The following is a 16,268-nucleotide window of genomic DNA, read 5'->3' on the forward strand; positions in this document are numbered from 1 at the left end:
ACAACTTCCGCCGCCTGCTCGCATGGCTGGCGCTTCTGTGGGCCTTGTTCCTGAGCGTCCTCGACGACGCCAACGCCTCAAATCGCCGACTAATCGCCGCTTAAATCGCGTTCTTCACGGGCGACGGCGAAGGACGCGAGCGCGTCGTCGAAGGCTTCGCTCTTACCCATATAGCCCGCAAGAGTCATGGCGTCGGTGGAACGCGCATGGGCGCGCGCCAAAGTGCGCCCGCATAGTTTCGCGTAATCCAGCAGGTCGTGACTCTGCAGCAATTCGGTAAGGTCGCCGAGACGGCGCGTTTTTAACTGGCGCATGTAGAATTCTCGCTTGGACGCCGGGTCGAGCATCGGCCCCAGAAAAATGTCCGACGCCGCCTGCATCATGCGCTGTCCTTCGACGACGCGCGCGCCCTGCGCGCCGGGCCAAGCGCCAAGGCCGAAGCGCTCCAGCACCGAGCGCTTCGCTTCCTTCACCTGAAGGAACAGCGGCTCCTCGTCCGGGCTCATGAACAGCGCGATCGTGCAATAGGTTCCGACGCTGCCGACGCCGACCGCCTTGAAGGCGATGTCGGACAGACGGTAGCGGCGCAACAAGGAGGCGACATGCGGCGGCAGATTCGCAAAGGCGGCGGCGATGAGCCCGGTGACGTCGAATTGTTCGGCCTCGCGCTCATCGAGATGGAAAAGCCGCGGGAGTTTCTCTTCAATTCGACATTCGCCGGCGTCGTCTGGCGCGACTTTTGGAAAATTATCCGCGCAATCATCTTCGCTGCGAGGCGCGGAGATCGCTGCGCGCACGGCCTGGTGGAGGACCCGGTTACGAAGCTTCGCGACCACATCGCGCAGCGGCACACGCTCATTCCATGCCTGTAGCGGCGGCAGGCTTGCTAGTTCGATCACCTTGCGACGGTAGGCCTTGACGGCGGCGCGCGCCGCGGCTCTCGCGCCTCGCTCGCTCTTTTGGGCGCAGAGCGCCGCGACGACGACGCTTGTCGCGAAGCGGCGCAAGTCGACCGTGACGTCCACAGCGGGCAGCGTTTCGTCAAAATCATTCACGTCGAACAGCATGTGCCCTTCCGGCGAGACGAAGGCGCCGAAATTCATCAAATGGCAGTCGCCGCAGACTTGCGCGCGAATACCGGGCGCCGGCTGCGTCGCAAGATCGGCGGCCATGACATCGGCGGCGCCGCGCAGAAAGGCATGCGGCGACTTCTCCATGGATTTGCGGCGAAGACAAAGCAAGGATTGGATTCGATCGCGCTCGGTCTCGGCGACGATCGCGAGGGCTTTCCGGTTTGCGGCAGGCGAAAAATCCGCGAGCGCTTCGCGCGGGACGATCTTGCGCAGCGCTTTCCCAGCCGCGTAGCGGGCGCGACGATCAGGGCCGCGCTCAATGACGCCGGTTTGCGTTTCAATGTGCATCGTCGGCAATCTCCCAGAAGCCAATAAGCAAGGATCGCATATTGAATCGGTCGGGTCAGCCGGCCCTGACAATCACCCCAGCAAATCGATCAGCGGACCAATCAGCGGCGCGTCAGCGGGCGGCATCGGATAATTGCGCAGTTCGCGGGCGCGCGCCCATTCCACCGCCTGTCCCTCCGCCGGGCTGACAAAACCCTCCCACTTACGGCAGACGTAAAGCGGCATCAGAAGATGAAAATCGTCATAGGCGTGGCTGGCGAAGGTCAAGGGCGCGAGGCAGGGCGCGCAGACGCGCACGCCGAGCTCCTCTTCGAGTTCGCGCGCCAGCGCATCTTCCGGCCGCTCGCCGGGATGAAGCTTGCCGCCGGGAAATTCCCACAATCCCGCGAGCGCCTTCCCCTCAGGCCGCTGAGCGATGAGCACGCGATTGTCGGCGTCGACGAGCGCCGCCGCGACGACGAGAAGGATATTCACGGGCGCACTCAATTGCCGGAGAGAACGACTTTCACCGGGCCGTTTTCCTGTCCGGTGAGCGTCACTTCCTCATACATCGCGCCGCCTTCCGGCGTCGTCGAATTCTTCGGCTTCCAGATAAGCTTGGTGGTGAGATAATAGCGCCCAGGCGCGACATTCTCGAAGGTGAAACGGCCACCCGGGTCAACTGTCGTCGTGCGGGTAAGCGAGGCGTATTGCGTGTCCGGCTCGCTGTCCGGGACCGACGCGGCCGGCAGAAATTTCACTGAGCCGTAAAATTTCTTGATTCGCTCCTGCGCATAAGTCGTCGCCGGGATGAGCCTCACGGTCTCGCCGGCCGCGTAGCGCACATTCGAATTCCCCGAGCCGTCGTGCAGAAAGGCCTGTCCGGCGATGACGCCTCTGCCGGGCGCTCTGACGTAACTCGCCGGGGACGGCTCGAATCCGAGGCCGGAGGTAGGTCCACGTGCGGCGTTGCACGCCGAAAGCAGGGCGAGAGGCGCGACGGCAAGAAGTTTGACCCAACGCATGCGCGCAACGCTCCACGACGAACGCCGATCGCCAACCTTTGCCGGCGCGGCGGCGCTCGGGCGCTTGGCCGGCAGTGCGGCTTCGGCGATCGGATAATCTAGCACGTCAACTATCGTCTTGACGACCTCGATGCCTACCGTCCGTTCCGCCGCCAAAGCGGCGGCGGAACGCCCGCGTGGGAGCGAGTGCGCCTTCAAAACGCTCTGGCGTCGGCCCCACGTCCCTCACCATCTCCGCAAAGATTTGCGCCGCGAAAGCGTTGAGAAGGCTGGCGCAATCGCGGCGCGGCGCATGCGCGCGCCATAAGATGATCAGCTTCGGTAATCGCCGTTGATCGCGACATATTCCTTGGTCAGGTCGCAGGTCCATACCGTCGCCGCGCCCTTGCCAAGACCGAGATCGACATTGATGACGATTTCGTCGCGCTTCATGATCTGCGAAACTTCCGCTTCGTCATAGTCGGGATCGCGCAGCCCCTTATGCGCGACGCGCACGCCGCCGAACCAGATCGCGAGCCGGTCGCGGTCGGCCTTTTCGCCGGCCTTGCCGACCGCCATGACGATGCGGCCCCAATTGGCGTCCTCGCCGGCGATCGCCGTCTTCACCAGCGGCGAATTGGCGATCGAAAAGGCGACGCGTTTTGCCGCCTTGGCGCTCTCAGCCCCGGTCACCGTCACTTCGACGAATTTGCGCGCGCCTTCGCCATCCTTCACTACTTGGTGGGCGAGGTCGAGCAGCACCGCGTCGAGCGCGCGCTTGAAATCCGCGAGCCGCTTGTCGCTCGCTTCTTCGATCTTCGGCGCGCCGCGCTTCTTCGCCGCGCCCGTCGCAAAGAGCAGCAGCGTGTCGGAGGTCGAGGTGTCGCCGTCGACGGTGATGGCGTTGAAGCTTCGCTTGGCGCCGTTCTCGAGCATCGCCTGCAGCGGTTCCGAATCGATCGCCGCGTCGGTGAAGACGAAGGCGAGCATCGTCGCCATGTCGGGCGCGATCATCCCCGCGCCCTTGGCGATGCCGCTGATCGTCACCTCGACGCCGCCGATCGTCGCTGTGCGCGTCGACAGCTTCGGATAAGTGTCGGTGGTCATGATCGCGCCCGCCGCGTCTTGCCAGCCGTCGGGCCGCGCCTCTTCGACGAGCTTTGCCAAGAGGCCGTCGAATTTATGCGCGTCGAGCGGTTCGCCGATGACGCCTGTCGAAGCGAGGAAAATCTGGCGTTCGGGCGCGCCCGTAGCCGCGGCGGCGAGCTTTGCCGAGAATTTGACCGCCTGCGCGCCGGTCTTGCCGGTAAAGGCGTTGGCGTTACCCGAATTGACCAGCAGCGCGCGGGCCTTGCCGCCCTTCAACTTGTCGCGGCACCAGTCGACCGGCGCCGACGGACATTTGGATTTTGTGAAGACGCCCGCGACCGTCGTTCCCGCATCGAGCAGGGCCAGCATCACGTCGGTGCGCCCGGCATAGCGCACGCCAGCCGCGCCGACGGCGAAGCGCACGCCTTCAAGCGGCGGGATTTCGGGGACTGATGTCGGCGCGAGCGGAGAGACCGGGGCGTCGTGAGCCATGGCGAAGCCTTGCAAATTGGAGTGGACCTGCGCGGGTTTGACGGCGCTTCAGGTCCACGTCAAGGCTTCGCCGCGAAACGATATTCGTTTGGCCGAAAGTCCTGGCGTCAAATGAAGAAGAAGTCCTTCGAGGCTACTTCTTCTTCGGCGGTTCGGCAGGCTTGGCGCCCTCCGCCGGCTTCGCGCCGGGCGAGCCTTCGGCCGGCTGGTCGGCGCGTTCGATCTTGGCGCCGTCGCGCAATTTCATGACCAGTTCGCTCTGCGCCTTCTGCACCACATAGCGGGCGACCTGATCCTTGACCTGATCGAGCGGCGGAAAAACCTTCGGGCGTTTCTCGTCAAGTTTGATGATATGCCAGCCGAACTGCGTCTTGACCGGGTCGGAAATCTGGCCCGGCGTCATCTTCGACGCCGCCTCACCGAACTCCGGCACCATGCGGTCCTTGGTAAACCAGCCGAGGTCGCCGCCCTTGGCGCCCGGGTCCTTCGAAATTTCGGTCGCGACCTTGCTGAAGTCCTCGCCGCCCTTGACGCGCTTGAGCGCCGCCTTCGCCTCGTCTTCGGTCGGCACCAGAATGTGATGCGCGTGATATTCGGTTTCCGGCTTCTGGTTTTTCGCCGCCTCGTCATAGGCCTGCTTGATCGCCGCTTCGGTCGCGGCCTTCTGAGCGACGTCGCCGAGCAGAGTCTCCATCAGCGCCTTGTCGCGCAGATAAGCGAGTTTCTTAGCGAATTCCGGCGTTTCAGCGAGCTTGTCAGCCTGCGCCTTTTGCACCACGAGCTGCTCATCGATGAGGAAGTCAAGAACATAGGATTCGCGCGCCTTTCCTTCGAGCTGGCGCGGAATGGCGGCGCCGAGATCGTCCAACGCCAGCTTCAGGTCCTCGTCGGTGATCTCGACGCCATTGACCTTGGCCAGCGTTTTCGCCGCCGCGCTCGTCACGCCGACGGCGCTCATCGCCAGCAGGGCGGCGAGCGCGGTCGCGCCAAGCGCGCCGCGAGCGAGGGAACGCGCATTCTTGCGGGCGTGAGACATGATCTGCTCCAAAAAAGGGCCAGGACGGCCTTGAAGAAAAGCGGCCGTCGCCGCCAGAGGGAAAGCTCCTGCGCGAGGAATCCGGCGTATCTATGCCCGAGCGACGGGTTCTGCAACTCCCGCTTACGCTGAAACCGGGCGCTCGGCGACCTCGCCGACGACGCTCGTGAAAATTTCCCTGGTTCGTCTTTGGGTGTCGGCGAGCAGCGCTTCGAGATTGGAAAGATCGGGCGCGTCGCCGACCCTCAGCAGCAGCTCGGTCAGACCGCGCGGCGCGTCGGCGGGACGAAAGGCGTCGTCGACGGCCAGCCGCATCAATTGGGTCAGGCCCTGATAGAGCTTTGAGGCCTCCGACAGCGCTTCGGCCCGGCCTGCGTCGAGCACGCCCGCGTCTTTCAGATGCTGCAGGGCGAGGGTGACGGTCGTCGAGAAAAGATCGGGATGCTGCGGGCCATGGAGCAGCATCAGATATTGGGCGATGAACTCGATGTCGACGAGCCCGCCGGGGACCTGCTTGACCTCCCAAGGGCTTCCCGACCCCTTTTCCTTTTCGATCCGCCGCCGCATCGACAGCACGTCGTCCTTCAGTTTTTGCGGGTCGCGGGGTGTCGTCAAAGCGGCGCGAATCGCCGCTTCGACGCGATTTACGAAGGCCTGAGGACCGGCGACGACGCGGGCGCGGGTCAGCGCCATATGCTCCCAGGTCCAGGCCTCATTAGCCTGGTAGTCCGTGAAGGATTTGAGGCTCACCGCGAGCGGGCCGCTGTTGCCTGACGGCCGCAGGCGAAAATCCGTCTCATAGAGCTGGCCTTCGGCCGTGGGCGCGGAAAGGGCGCTGATCAGCCTTTGGGTGAGGCGGCCGTAATATTGCTGCGTGGATATCGGCCGTTCGCCGCCTTTCGATTCCGCCAATGGGTCGGCGTCATAGAGCAACATCAAATCGAGATCGGACGCCGCCGTCATTTCGCGCCCGCCGAGCTTGCCCATGGCGACCACCGCGGCCGTGCCGCCCTCGATCATTCCATGGGTTTTCGCGAATTCATCGCAGACCAGCGCGAAGAGCCGGGAAATCAGCGTTTCGGCCAGTCGCGTGTAGGCGACGCCGGCCTCCGCTACTGACGCCGAGCCGGTCAGGATGCGCACGCCGATCAGGAATTTCTGCTCCTGTCCGAAAATGCGGGCGCGGTCGAGCGCGTCTTCATAGGAGCGCGCCTCCGCGAACTGCGCCGCGAGCCGCTGATCGAGCTCCGCCTGCGACGGCACGCTTTCGAAGAACGCCGGCTCGAGCAGCGCATCCAAGACGCGCGGTCGGCGCGAGATGGTCTCGGCAAGCTTTGGCGCCGCGCCCATGATCGCGGCGAGCAAATTGAGGAGGCGCGGCTGCGACACCAGAAGCGAGAAGAGTTGCACGCCGGCCGGCAATTTCGAGATGAGCTTGTCGAAAGCGAGAAAACCGGCGTCGGCGTTCTCCGTCGCGGCGATCGCTTCGAGCAGGATCGGCGTCAACTCGGTCAGGCGTTCGCGGGCGACGGTCGAGCGGGTGGCGGCGTAGCGGCCGAAATGCCAGCCGCGAATGGTCGCGGTTACTGTCTTCGGATTCGCAAAGCCCATTCCGGCGAGCGTCTCGATCGTGCCCGGATCGTCGTCGTCGCCGGTGAAGACGAGATTGCCAGCCGAAGAGGTAAGCTGCGGCGCGCTTTCGAAAAGCCTGGCGTAATGGGTCTGCACCACGTCGAGACGCTTCAGCAGCGCTTGCGCAAAATCATCGTAGCCGGCAAAGCCCATCATGCGCGCGACGATGGCGACGCCTTCTTCAGTTTCGGGCAGCGTATGCTTCTGCTCGTCGGCGATCATCTGAATGCGATGCTCGACGTCGCGCAAAAACAGATAGGCCTCGCGCAGATCGTCCCGCGCATCGGGCGCCACCCATTCGCTCTCGACGAGCTGATCGAGCATGGCGAGCGTTGAGCGTCCGCGGAGGCGCCGATCGCGGCCGCCGGTGATGAGCTGTTGCGTCTGCACGAAGAATTCGATTTCGCGAATGCCGCCGCGGCCGAGTTTGATATTATGACCGGCGACGGCGATCTTGCCGTGTCCCTTATGGGCGTGAATCTGCCGCTTGATCGAATGCACGTCGGCGATCGCGGCGAAGTCGAAATATTTGCGCCAGATGAAGGGCGCGAGCTCTTGCAGGAATTGTTCGCCTGCAAAGATGTCGCCGGCGACCGGCCGCGCCTTGATATAGGCGGCGCGCTCCCAGTTCTGGCCCATGCTCTCGTAATAGCTCAGCGCCGCTTCAAGCGGGATGGCGATCGGCGTCGCGCCCGGATCGGGACGCAGCCGTAAATCGGTACGAAACACATAGCCGTCGACCGTGCGCTCGCTCATGATTTTCACGATGCGCTTCGTCAGTCTAACGAAGAAATCGACGTCTTCCGAAGGTTCGACGAGCCGCGCGCGCGAACGGTCGAAGAAGACGATGAGATCGATGTCGGAAGAGTAGTTCAGCTCATATGCGCCGCCCTTGCCCATGCCGAGAAAAATCCATCCTGATCCGCGTTCGGGGTCGCGCTGATCGGCGAGTTCGAGCTTGCCGGCGAGCGCGGCGGCGCGCAGCGTAAAGCGAATGGCGGCGGAAAGCGCCGCGTCGGCGATCCGGGTGAGCGCTCCCGTCGCCTCGGGCATGTCCCAGATTTTGGAAAGATCGGCGAGAGCGATGACGAGCGCGGCCTCTTGCTTGACGAGACGCAACCGACGCATCAGCTCGGCTTCGTCGTCTGTTTCGATGTTTTGCGTCGACTCCATAAGGTCTTCGATGCGTTGTGCGGGATCGCTCACGAGCGCTCGCGCGAGCCGCGCCGGATCGCGCGCGGCGAGGTCGGTGAGATAGGGCGACGAGCCCAATACGCCGAGCAGCAGATCGCGCGCTTTCGGCCGTTCCTGTAGAAGCGTTACGAGCGCGCCCTGGGTTGCGTCCTCTTTCTCGAGAACGCGCGTGAGCGCCTTGTCGGCCGTCTCGGGGTCGAGCGGTTCGATGAAGACCTTGGCGCGGTCGAGAAGGGCGTTGGCGTCCGGCGTCAAGAGGCCTTCCTTTTGCTGCTTCGCGAAGCGGCTTTGCGCCGGGATATAATCCGGCTATGCCGTCAGTCAGCTTTGAGAGTCGACAAGCGATCGTCAATGGAAAAAGAAGACGGCCCCTCGTCCTTCGAGACGCCTGCTGCGCAGGCTCCTCAGGATGAGGGTCCTTGGTTCCGCAGAAGGGGCAGGATTCACGGCGTGATCGTAGTCTTGATGCAGAGCGAAGCAGAGCAACAAGCTCCCTCATCCTGAGGAGCCGGCGCCGATCTCGGGTTTACTTGAGATCGGCGCCGGCGTCTCGAAGGACGAGGGAGCGTGGCGCCAATGATGAGAAAGATTTCATGTTGCAAGAGGATGTCACGCAGCTGCTCGCCCGCATCGCCGAGGCTTTGGAGCGCCTCGCGCCGGGGAAGCCTGACGCGCCTGATTTCTCCGTCGCAGAAGCCTTCGTCTGGCGCGCGTCGGGCGGGGCGTTCCATCCCATCGCCTGTGTCAATCGCGTCGATCTTACGCTGCTCAAGGGCGTCGACCGACAGCGCGACATGCTCTTCGCCAACACGAGCCGCTTCGCGCAACGACTCCCCGCCAATAATGCGCTGCTGTGGGGCGCGCGCGGCATGGGCAAGTCGTCGCTGGTGAAGTCGGTTCACGGCGCGCTCGCCGAGAAGGGGCTGAAACTCATCGAAATCCATCGAGAGGACATTGAAGCCTTGCCCGCGCTGCTCGGCGCGCTGGCGCTAGCGCCGTTCCGCTTCATCGTCTTCTGCGACGACCTTTCCTTCGACGGCGCGGAGACGAGCTACAAGGCGCTCAAGACCGCGCTGGAGGGCGGCGTCGAGGGACGGCCCGACAATGTTTTGTTCTACGCCACCTCGAACCGCCGCCATCTGCTGCCGCGCGATATGATGGAGAATGAAAGCGCCACTGCGATCCACCCCGGCGAAGTCATCGAGGAAAAAATCTCGCTCTCCGATCGCTTCGGATTGTGGATCGGCTTTCACAATTGCAGCCAGGACGACTATCTCGCGATGGTCTTCGGCTATGCCGAGCATTTCGGCCTGAACGCACCCGAGCCGACGATCCGCGCCGATGCGCTGGAATGGTCGATCACGCGTGGCGGGCGTTCGGGCCGCGTCGCCTGGCAATATATTCAGGATTTGGCCGGGCGGTTGGGAAAGACGCTAGGGTAATCGTCTGGCGTCATTCCCGGCGGGCCGGAGGCCTGGCGGGGATCCGACATCGGCCCGAGAGCGCCGCAATCCGACTAATACGGACGCTCCGGCGTGCATTCCGCAGTCGTGCATCGCGGCGCGTAGGCATAGGGGATCATGGCGGCGACAAACAGCAAGCCGCCCATGATGATGATCGCCCATTTGTAATTCATCGCGGTTCCTCTCCGACAGCGTTCCGCCGCTCTGCTTGAATCGAAAATTCCACGGCGGCGGACGCGCGTCTGTGACTTTGTCTTGTTCGCCGCTCGGGAGAAGGACTGAAAACTAAATCGTCTTCCCTTTGAACCGGCATAAATCGGCGACCACGCAGCGCGGACATTCGGGTTTGCGCGCCTTGCACACATAGCGCCCGTGCAGGATGAGCCAGTGATGGGCGTGCAGAAGATATTTTTCCGGCACGATTCTCTCGAGTCCCGCTTCGACCTCTTCGGGCGTCTTGCCTTTCGCCAGCGGCAGCCGGTTGGAGACTCGAAAAATATGGGTGTCGACCGCGATCACCGGCTCATGGAAGGCGACGTTGAGCACGACATTCGCGGTCTTGCGGCCGACGCCGGGGAGCGCCGTCAGCTCCTCGCGCGTGCGCGGAACCTCGCCGCGATGGCGTTCGACGAGCAGTCGGGAGAGGGCGACGATGTTTTTCGCCTTGGCGCGAAACAGGCCGATCGTCTTGATCAGATCGCGCACGCGCTCCTCTCCGAGCGCCGCCATCTTGGCGGGCGTGTCGGCCAGCGCAAAGAGCGCCGGAGTCGCCTTGTTGACGCCGGCGTCGGTTGCTTGCGCCGACAGCACGACGGCGACGAGAAGCGTGAAAGGATTTTTGTAGCTGAGTTCGCTTCTTGGCTCGGGATTGCCGGCTGAGAGACGCTCGAAAATCTCGTCGACGCGGGCGGCCTCCAAGGCCGTCGGCCGCCGGCCGGCGCGCGCTTTTTTGGCGGGACGGGCGCGCTGAGTGTTTGTTTCGGCCATAGGCGCGTTATAACTTCAAGAATCTGGAGGAGAAAGCGCCGGCAGGAAAAATGTCCGACCCCTTCGAGCGGAAAATCTACGAAGCGCGGCTGACGCCGCACCGGTCGATGACCCGGCAGACGTTCTATGTTTTCATCATGGTATTCTGTTGCGGCCAGGTCCTGTTCGCGCTGCCCTTCTTTTTCATGGGCGCTTGGCCCGTCGCCGGATTCATGGGGCTCGACGCGCTGGGGCTCTACATCGCCTTCCGCCTGAGCTTCAGCGCCGCGCGCCGGCAGGAGACGCTCGATCTCACCCCGCTAGAACTTGTTTTCGCGCAAATCGGCACGCGCGGACAGCGCAGGGAATGGCGATTCAACCCGTCCTGGGTGCGGCTCGAACAGACCGTGCATGAGGAATTCGGGACCGAACGCGTGGCGCTGGTCTCGCGCGGCGAAAGCGTCGAGATCGGCGCTTTTTTAGGGCCGGATCAGAAGGCGGAGCTGGCGCGCGACCTCAATCGCGCGCTCATCGATGCGCGCATGGGCGCGCGTTTCAGCTAGATCTCCGATGGTTCGATTGATGGCGCAAGGGTAGAGCGCTTTAGCGCCGTTGGCTCAGCATGGCGTCGGCGTCCCGCATCAGCCGCGCCTCGTGGCGCTTGTAGTAGCGCCACATCATGAACAGGCCGATCGCCAGGCCGCAGGCGAGGGCAGCAGCAATCGGCGCTTTGATCCTTTCGAATCCCGCAGTGAGGAAATAAGCGCCGTAGCCAAAAACGCAGGCCCAAACGACGCCGCCCGTCGCGTTGTAAATGAAGAAGCGACCGAGCGGCAGATGATTGGCGCCGGCGAGCGAGGCCGCGAGAATGCGCAACAGCGCGAAGAAGCGTCCAAAAAACACAATGGCGCCGCCCCAGCGATAAAAGAGATATTGACCGAGGCGCAATTTCTCCGCCCCAAGTCCCATATAATGGCCGTAGCGCTCGAGCAGCTTCACGCCGAACTCCCTGCCGAGCCAATAACCGATATTATCTCCAACGATTGCGCCGGCCGCCGCGGCGACCACGACATTTTCGATCGCCGTCGTCCCGGAGAGCCGAGCGATTATCGCCGCGCCGACCAGCAGGGTTTCGCCCGGCAAGGGCAGGCCGGCGCTTTCAAGCGCAACGACGACAAAAATCGCCCAGTAGCCGTAGGTCGAAAGGATTGAGGCGATCTGCGCCTGATCGAGGAGATGGGTCATCCACAGTCAAGCAAGACATGGTTCGCTTCCTCTCATTTAGGCGCAAAAATGTTGATGGCGACGTCGCCGCAGCCACGTCGCCACTCATTTAGAAAGAGCGTCGGCTCGATTAGCGGTTAGTGATACCGCAGCGTGTTGTCGCGCGTGGCGCCGAACGCATAGGGCGGCGTCGTGGCCATCGTCTCGCTGTCGAGAAAGAACAGATCGCGTTCCAGCGCCGCTTCGAGCACCTCACGCAGCCCTCTGAGCAAAGGCTGGTCGTCGCGAACCACTCTGACGCGCATCGCCTCCTGCGTCGCTTTGTCGGTCCGGCTTGCGAATTCGCGGACCGCCAGCACGACATATTTACCGACGCTGAGGCCCTTGTCGCCGGCAGCCGCGCGCACGCGCTCGGCGAAATGCCCGCCGATGCTGGCGAGCGCCGCCTGAGCGACCTTATCGTTAGAGCAGGAATTGATCAGATCCACGATGACCATGATGTTCCTCCGCCCCCGAAACGTTCCAGTTTCCTGGAACCCTTTGTTGGTCGCGGTATTTCCCACGACGCCGTTCCTCTTCGCGCTTCAGCGGCGCGTTTCTCCCGTCAGGCTACCCACGTAAGCTGAACGTCATCTGTATAAGCATTGGCGAAAACGGCTCATCCCCACATTGGATGAGCGCCTAATGCCGACGAACAAGGCTGACCGCGCAAGAGCCGAGAGACCTTCGCTCCCCATGCCGTGCGCTGCTGCCTTCTAACCAAAAGCCGTGACAGCTTCGCGACGGAAGTTCGTCAATATATCAAAAACATCGATTAGCCGGGCTGAGGCCGCAGCTCGACTTTTGACTCAACTCGTGGCGAAAGCAATCGTTCCCGGCGGCCAAAAAATTCGTAGCTGCAGCGCAAAAATTTTAGGCGCCGAAGATTGCCTCACCAACTATCGACATTAGGCGCAGAAGCCCAAGGTTCGCTAGGCGGCAGCGGCGCGCCTTTTTGCAGCAGCTCAATCGAGATCATGTCCGGCGTTCGCACGAAGGCCATGTGACCGTCTCGCGGCGGACGGTTGATGGTCACGCCGGCCGCCTGCAGGCGGGCGCAGACTTCGTAAATATTCTCAACGGCGAAGGCGAGGTGGCCGAAATTCCGCCCGCCGGCATATTCATGCTCGTCCCAATTATAGGTGAGCTCGATGAGCGGCGCGTCTTTTTCCTTGGCTTCGGGGGCGTCCTCTGGCGCCGCGAGATAGACGAGCGTGTAGCGCGCCTTCTCGTTCTGCGTGCGGCGCACCTCCTTCAGTCCGAGCACATCGCAAAAGAATTTGAGCGACTGGTCGAGGTCGGCGACCCGAATCATGGCGTGCAGAAATTTCATGTGCGTCATCCTATCTGATGGATCGGCCATAATTCTAACATCTGGCGTCGTCGGTTTGTGCGGCGGCGATCCGCTTGTTAGAGGGCTAGCGTATACAGAAATTGGAGCGGCGCGGTGAGGTGACCGAGACGAAGGCCCTGCCGAAAGCGGCGACGAGCGTCAAGCTCGCGGCCGCCAAGGCTTCGATCGCTGCAAGCGCTGTTCTCGCAGTCGCGAAGCTCGCCGCCGGCCTGTGGTCCGGCTCGCTCGCGTTGCTGTCGGAATCCGGCCATGCCTTCGTCGATACGGGCGCCACGGCGCTGACCTTTTTCGCGGTGCGTGAAGCGGAGAAGCCGGCGGACGAGGAACATCACTACGGACACGGCAAATATGAGGCGCTCGCCGCGCTGATCGAAACCGGCTTCCTCTTCGGCCTGGCGTTGTTCGTCGTTGGCGAAGCCTGGCGGCGCCTCAATGAGAAGAATGTCGAAATCGACGTGGGCTGGCCGATCTATGGCGTTCTCGTCGTCTCCATCGCCATCGATTACGTGCGCTCCCGTCAGTTGAAGCGGATCGCACAGGCTGAAGGCAGCGACGCGCTCGCCGCCGACGCGCTGCATTTTGCGAGCGATCTGGTGTCGTCGACTCTGGTGCTGCTTGGTCTCATTGCGGCGCATTATGGGTTCGAACGCGGCGATGCGCTTGCCGCTTTCGGCGTCGCGGCATTCATCGCGATCGCGGGTTTCCGGCTGGGCCGGCGCACCATCGACACTTTGCTTGACGCCGCCCCGCGCGAACTTGCGCCGCATCTCCAACGCGCGATCGCCGATGTGCCGGGCGTCATCGCGATCGATTCGCTGCGCCTGCGCACCATCGGTCCAGACATTGTCGGCGAGGCGACGATCGGCGTCGCGCGGGGACTGCGCGTCGAGCAGGCGGCGCGAATCAAATCGGCTGTAGCCGACGCCATCGCCGAAGTGACGCCGCGCGCCCGCGTCACGCTGTCGGTCGAGCCGCAGGCGCTCGATGACGAAACGATCGCGGAACGCATCCTGCTGGTCGGGTCGCGCCGCCACATTCACGCCCATCACGTCATCGCTCAGCAGATCGACGGCCGCCTGTCGATCGGCGTCGACATCGAACTCGACGGCGCCATGCCGCTCGGCCGCGCGCATGCCGTCGCCGCCGATTTCGAAAACGCCTTGCGCGACGAATTCGGCGCCGACGCCGAAGTCGAGACCCATATTGAACCGCTTGAAATGCACTTGCTCGCCGCCCAAGCCGCGGACCCTTCGGTCGCCGGCGCGATCGAAACGGCGCTCGCTCGCGTCGCCGTTGAGACCCGTCCGCCCGCGAAGGTGCAAGACGTTCGGGTCCGCCAAACCGCCGGCGGCTTAGTCGTCAACTTCCGCTGCCGAATTGACGCCGCGGTGTCGGTCCAGAACGCGCATGACGCGCTCGATGAAATCGAGCGGCGCACACGCGAGGACTTTCCCGACATTTTGCGCATCGTCGGCCGCGCCGAACCGGCTGACCGCTGCGCGCCGCATAGCCAAGCAGGCGCGCTTGGTCTATGAGAGACGCCATGACTGAGGAGCCGGACGCCGCCGCAGACATCGCTTCGATGCCCTTCGAACAAGCGATGCAGGAGCTCGAGCGCATCGTCGGCGATCTGGAGAAGGGCGCCGTTTCGCTCGACGAGTCGGTGAAGCTCTATGCGCGCGGCAAGGCGCTGCAGGCGCGCTGCGAGACTCTTCTCGCCGAGGCCGAAGCCCGCATCGAAAAAATCACTCTTGGCGAAAACGGCCAGCCGACCGGAGTCGCGCGATTTGACGTGGAGCGATAGTCTACGCCAATCGGAATTTTCATTTGCACAAGGAATATTGCCATGGGCAAGAAGCTCGTCATTTTCTGTGACGGCACTTGGAACGAGTTGACCGAGCGCAGCACTAATGTTCTGCGGACTCTGCAAGCCATCGAGAGCAGAGACGCCGCCGGCGACGCCCCGCAGCTCATGCATTACATCGCCGGCGTCGGCACGCGGCGCGGCGAAAAATTAAGGGGCGGAACGTTTGGTTATGGAATTTCAAACAACATCATTGACGCCTACTCCTTCCTTGTGAGCAATTACGAGGAGAATGACGAAATCTATCTTTTCGGCTTCAGCCGGGGCGCCTTCACGGCGCGTAGCATCGCCGGTCTGGTGCACAATCTCGGCATTCTCAAGCGATGCAAGATGCCGCTGGTTTCGATCGCCTACGGACATTACAAGGACAAGGCCGAAGGCTGGCGGCCGAAGGGCGCGGACGCAGAGAAGTTTCGAAACGACTATTGCCATCCCTGGCCGGTGAAGATCCGCTTTCTCGGCGTCTGGGACACCGTCGGCGCTCTAGGGGCGCCTTATGGCGAATTCCTGGGATATCTCGTCGACAAGCTGTTCAGGTGCAGTTTTCACGACGTGACGCTGAGCGCGAGCGTCGACAGCGCCTATCACGCCTTGGCCGCCGATGAGCGGCGCTGGCCGTTCCGTCCGACGCCGATCGAACTTACCGACTATCATCGGCAGCGAAACGAGAAGAATATGTCGGCGCACGGATTTCCGCTCTACCAGCAAAAATGGTTTCCAGGCGTGCATTCCAATGTCGGCGGCGGCTACAGTGAATATGGACTGTCTGATTGCGCCCTGGAATGGATGGTGGAGTGCGCGCGCTTAAACGGACTTAATATCAGGCCGCTGGAATCTGCAGAATTCTCCGCCGATCGCCTTTTCGAAAAGGACTATTCGCAGCCGATCGAGAAGAGCCAGACGCTCTATTACCAGCTGCTGACGGCGGCTTTTGTCAAAGCGCCCTCGCTTCTTGGAATCAAGTCGGTCTATCCGCGCCGCGACTGCAAACTCGCCAAACACCTCACTTGGCGCGGCGACTATATTCGTCCGATTGGACCGGACGAGGACATCGACGCGGTGCTCGAAAAACGGAAGGTCGATAAGGCATACGACAAAATGTGGAGCGATCTCGAAGCAAGGCGGCGTCGCGGCGCTTGACGAGCGCGATAGGTCAATCCGCCTGTTTCTGTCGCGACCCCCTGTTGGACTCCCTCTCCCGCGAAGCGGGGGAGGGTTGGGGAGGGGGCCGTCATCATGGGCGGATCGATCGGTGTTGGGGGAAGGACGCCCGATCCCCGCATCAAGCCTTCTGACGAATTTGCGTCGCTCGGAAGGCGCGCCGGACCGCTTCCGCCAAAAAAATTACCGCCGCGAGGGCCCGTTAACCTTGGGAGCCCGCGTAAATTAACCTATGTTCCTCGAAGCTTAAATCGAGGGCGGCGAGCAGGCATCTGAGTGGGCGCGCCGCTCGTAATAAATCATTATATTACAATAAGATATTTGATATCATCAAATTTTATGCGTTTTTG

15 protein-coding genes are annotated in these 16,268 nt (G+C 62.6%); 5 read left to right on the plus strand and 10 right to left on the minus strand.

Annotated features, from left to right (window positions below):
* Positions 1 to 89: 89 nt before the first annotated feature.
* From AB7I51_RS01335 to AB7I51_RS01360, 6 genes are all read right to left on the minus strand, one after another.
* Complete coding sequence (locus tag AB7I51_RS01335) at positions 90 to 1,421, minus strand: DUF2252 domain-containing protein (RefSeq protein ID WP_428402826.1); 1,332 nt, start codon at positions 1,419 to 1,421, stop codon at positions 90 to 92.
* Positions 1,422 to 1,493: 72 nt separating this feature from the next.
* Positions 1,494 to 1,895 carry a (deoxy)nucleoside triphosphate pyrophosphohydrolase gene (locus AB7I51_RS01340; protein WP_428402825.1) on the minus strand — a complete coding sequence of 134 codons (402 nt, stop codon included), beginning with the start codon at positions 1,893 to 1,895 and terminating at the stop codon, positions 1,494 to 1,496.
* An 8-nt stretch (positions 1,896 to 1,903) separates the two neighbouring features.
* Positions 1,904 to 2,581 (minus strand): carboxypeptidase-like regulatory domain-containing protein, encoded by a 678-nt coding sequence (locus tag AB7I51_RS01345; RefSeq protein WP_428402824.1) that lies wholly within the window; start codon positions 2,579 to 2,581, stop codon positions 1,904 to 1,906.
* Positions 2,582 to 2,737: 156 nt separating this feature from the next.
* The gene (argJ, locus tag AB7I51_RS01350) at positions 2,738 to 3,985 is read right to left on the minus strand and encodes a bifunctional glutamate N-acetyltransferase/amino-acid acetyltransferase ArgJ (RefSeq protein WP_428402823.1); all 1,248 of its coding nucleotides are present in this window, start codon (positions 3,983 to 3,985) and stop codon (positions 2,738 to 2,740) included.
* Between the two features lie 133 nt (positions 3,986 to 4,118).
* Complete coding sequence (locus AB7I51_RS01355; protein ID WP_428402822.1) at positions 4,119 to 5,021, minus strand: peptidylprolyl isomerase; 903 nt, start codon at positions 5,019 to 5,021, stop codon at positions 4,119 to 4,121.
* A gap of 123 nt (positions 5,022 to 5,144) precedes the next feature.
* Entirely contained in the window at positions 5,145 to 8,102 is a 2,958-nt protein-coding gene (locus AB7I51_RS01360; protein WP_428402821.1) for a bifunctional [glutamine synthetase] adenylyltransferase/[glutamine synthetase]-adenylyl-L-tyrosine phosphorylase, read from the minus strand.
* A gap of 338 nt (positions 8,103 to 8,440) precedes the next feature.
* On the opposite strand from AB7I51_RS01360, the gene AB7I51_RS01365 reads away from it, so the two are divergent.
* Complete coding sequence (locus AB7I51_RS01365; RefSeq protein ID WP_428402820.1) at positions 8,441 to 9,289, plus strand: ATP-binding protein; 849 nt, start codon at positions 8,441 to 8,443, stop codon at positions 9,287 to 9,289.
* Between the two features lie 306 nt (positions 9,290 to 9,595).
* On the opposite strand, the gene nth is transcribed toward AB7I51_RS01365, so the two are convergent.
* Positions 9,596 to 10,297 (minus strand): endonuclease III, encoded by a 702-nt coding sequence (gene nth, locus AB7I51_RS01370; RefSeq protein ID WP_428402819.1) that lies wholly within the window; start codon positions 10,295 to 10,297, stop codon positions 9,596 to 9,598.
* 50 nt (positions 10,298 to 10,347) lie between these two features.
* On the opposite strand from nth, the gene AB7I51_RS01375 reads away from it, so the two are divergent.
* Positions 10,348 to 10,839 (plus strand): DUF2244 domain-containing protein, encoded by a 492-nt coding sequence (locus AB7I51_RS01375; protein ID WP_428402818.1) that lies wholly within the window; start codon positions 10,348 to 10,350, stop codon positions 10,837 to 10,839.
* Positions 10,840 to 10,879: 40 nt separating this feature from the next.
* On the opposite strand, the gene AB7I51_RS01380 is transcribed toward AB7I51_RS01375, so the two are convergent.
* The 3 genes from AB7I51_RS01380 to AB7I51_RS01390 all read right to left on the minus strand — a co-directional run bounded on the left by AB7I51_RS01380 (position 10,880) and on the right by AB7I51_RS01390 (position 12,872).
* Positions 10,880 to 11,521 (minus strand): DedA family protein, encoded by a 642-nt coding sequence (locus AB7I51_RS01380; protein ID WP_428402817.1) that lies wholly within the window; start codon positions 11,519 to 11,521, stop codon positions 10,880 to 10,882.
* Between the two features lie 116 nt (positions 11,522 to 11,637).
* Entirely contained in the window at positions 11,638 to 11,997 is a 360-nt protein-coding gene (locus tag AB7I51_RS01385) for a hypothetical protein (protein WP_428402816.1), read from the minus strand.
* A gap of 434 nt (positions 11,998 to 12,431) precedes the next feature.
* Positions 12,432 to 12,872 (minus strand): VOC family protein, encoded by a 441-nt coding sequence (locus AB7I51_RS01390; RefSeq protein WP_428402815.1) that lies wholly within the window; start codon positions 12,870 to 12,872, stop codon positions 12,432 to 12,434.
* Positions 12,873 to 12,991: 119 nt separating this feature from the next.
* On the opposite strand from AB7I51_RS01390, the gene AB7I51_RS01395 reads away from it, so the two are divergent.
* Genes AB7I51_RS01395 through AB7I51_RS01405 form a run of 3 tightly spaced genes read left to right on the plus strand, consistent with a single transcriptional unit; the run spans position 12,992 to position 15,897 of the window.
* Positions 12,992 to 14,428, plus strand: coding sequence for a cation diffusion facilitator family transporter (locus AB7I51_RS01395; RefSeq protein WP_428402814.1), 1,437 nt, complete (start codon positions 12,992 to 12,994; stop codon positions 14,426 to 14,428).
* Between the two features lie 8 nt (positions 14,429 to 14,436).
* On the plus strand, positions 14,437 to 14,697 hold the full coding sequence (locus AB7I51_RS01400) for an exodeoxyribonuclease VII small subunit (RefSeq protein ID WP_428402813.1): 261 nt from the start codon (positions 14,437 to 14,439) through the stop codon (positions 14,695 to 14,697).
* 42 nt (positions 14,698 to 14,739) lie between these two features.
* Positions 14,740 to 15,897: a DUF2235 domain-containing protein gene (locus tag AB7I51_RS01405; RefSeq protein ID WP_428402812.1), complete on the plus strand. Its 1,158-nt coding sequence runs from the start codon at positions 14,740 to 14,742 to the stop codon at positions 15,895 to 15,897.
* Positions 15,898 to 16,268: the final 371 nt, after the last annotated feature.

Origin of the sequence: Methylocystis sp. (assembly GCF_050246715.1) — a bacterium.
Taxonomy (GTDB): Bacteria; Pseudomonadota; Alphaproteobacteria; order Rhizobiales; family Beijerinckiaceae; genus Methylocystis.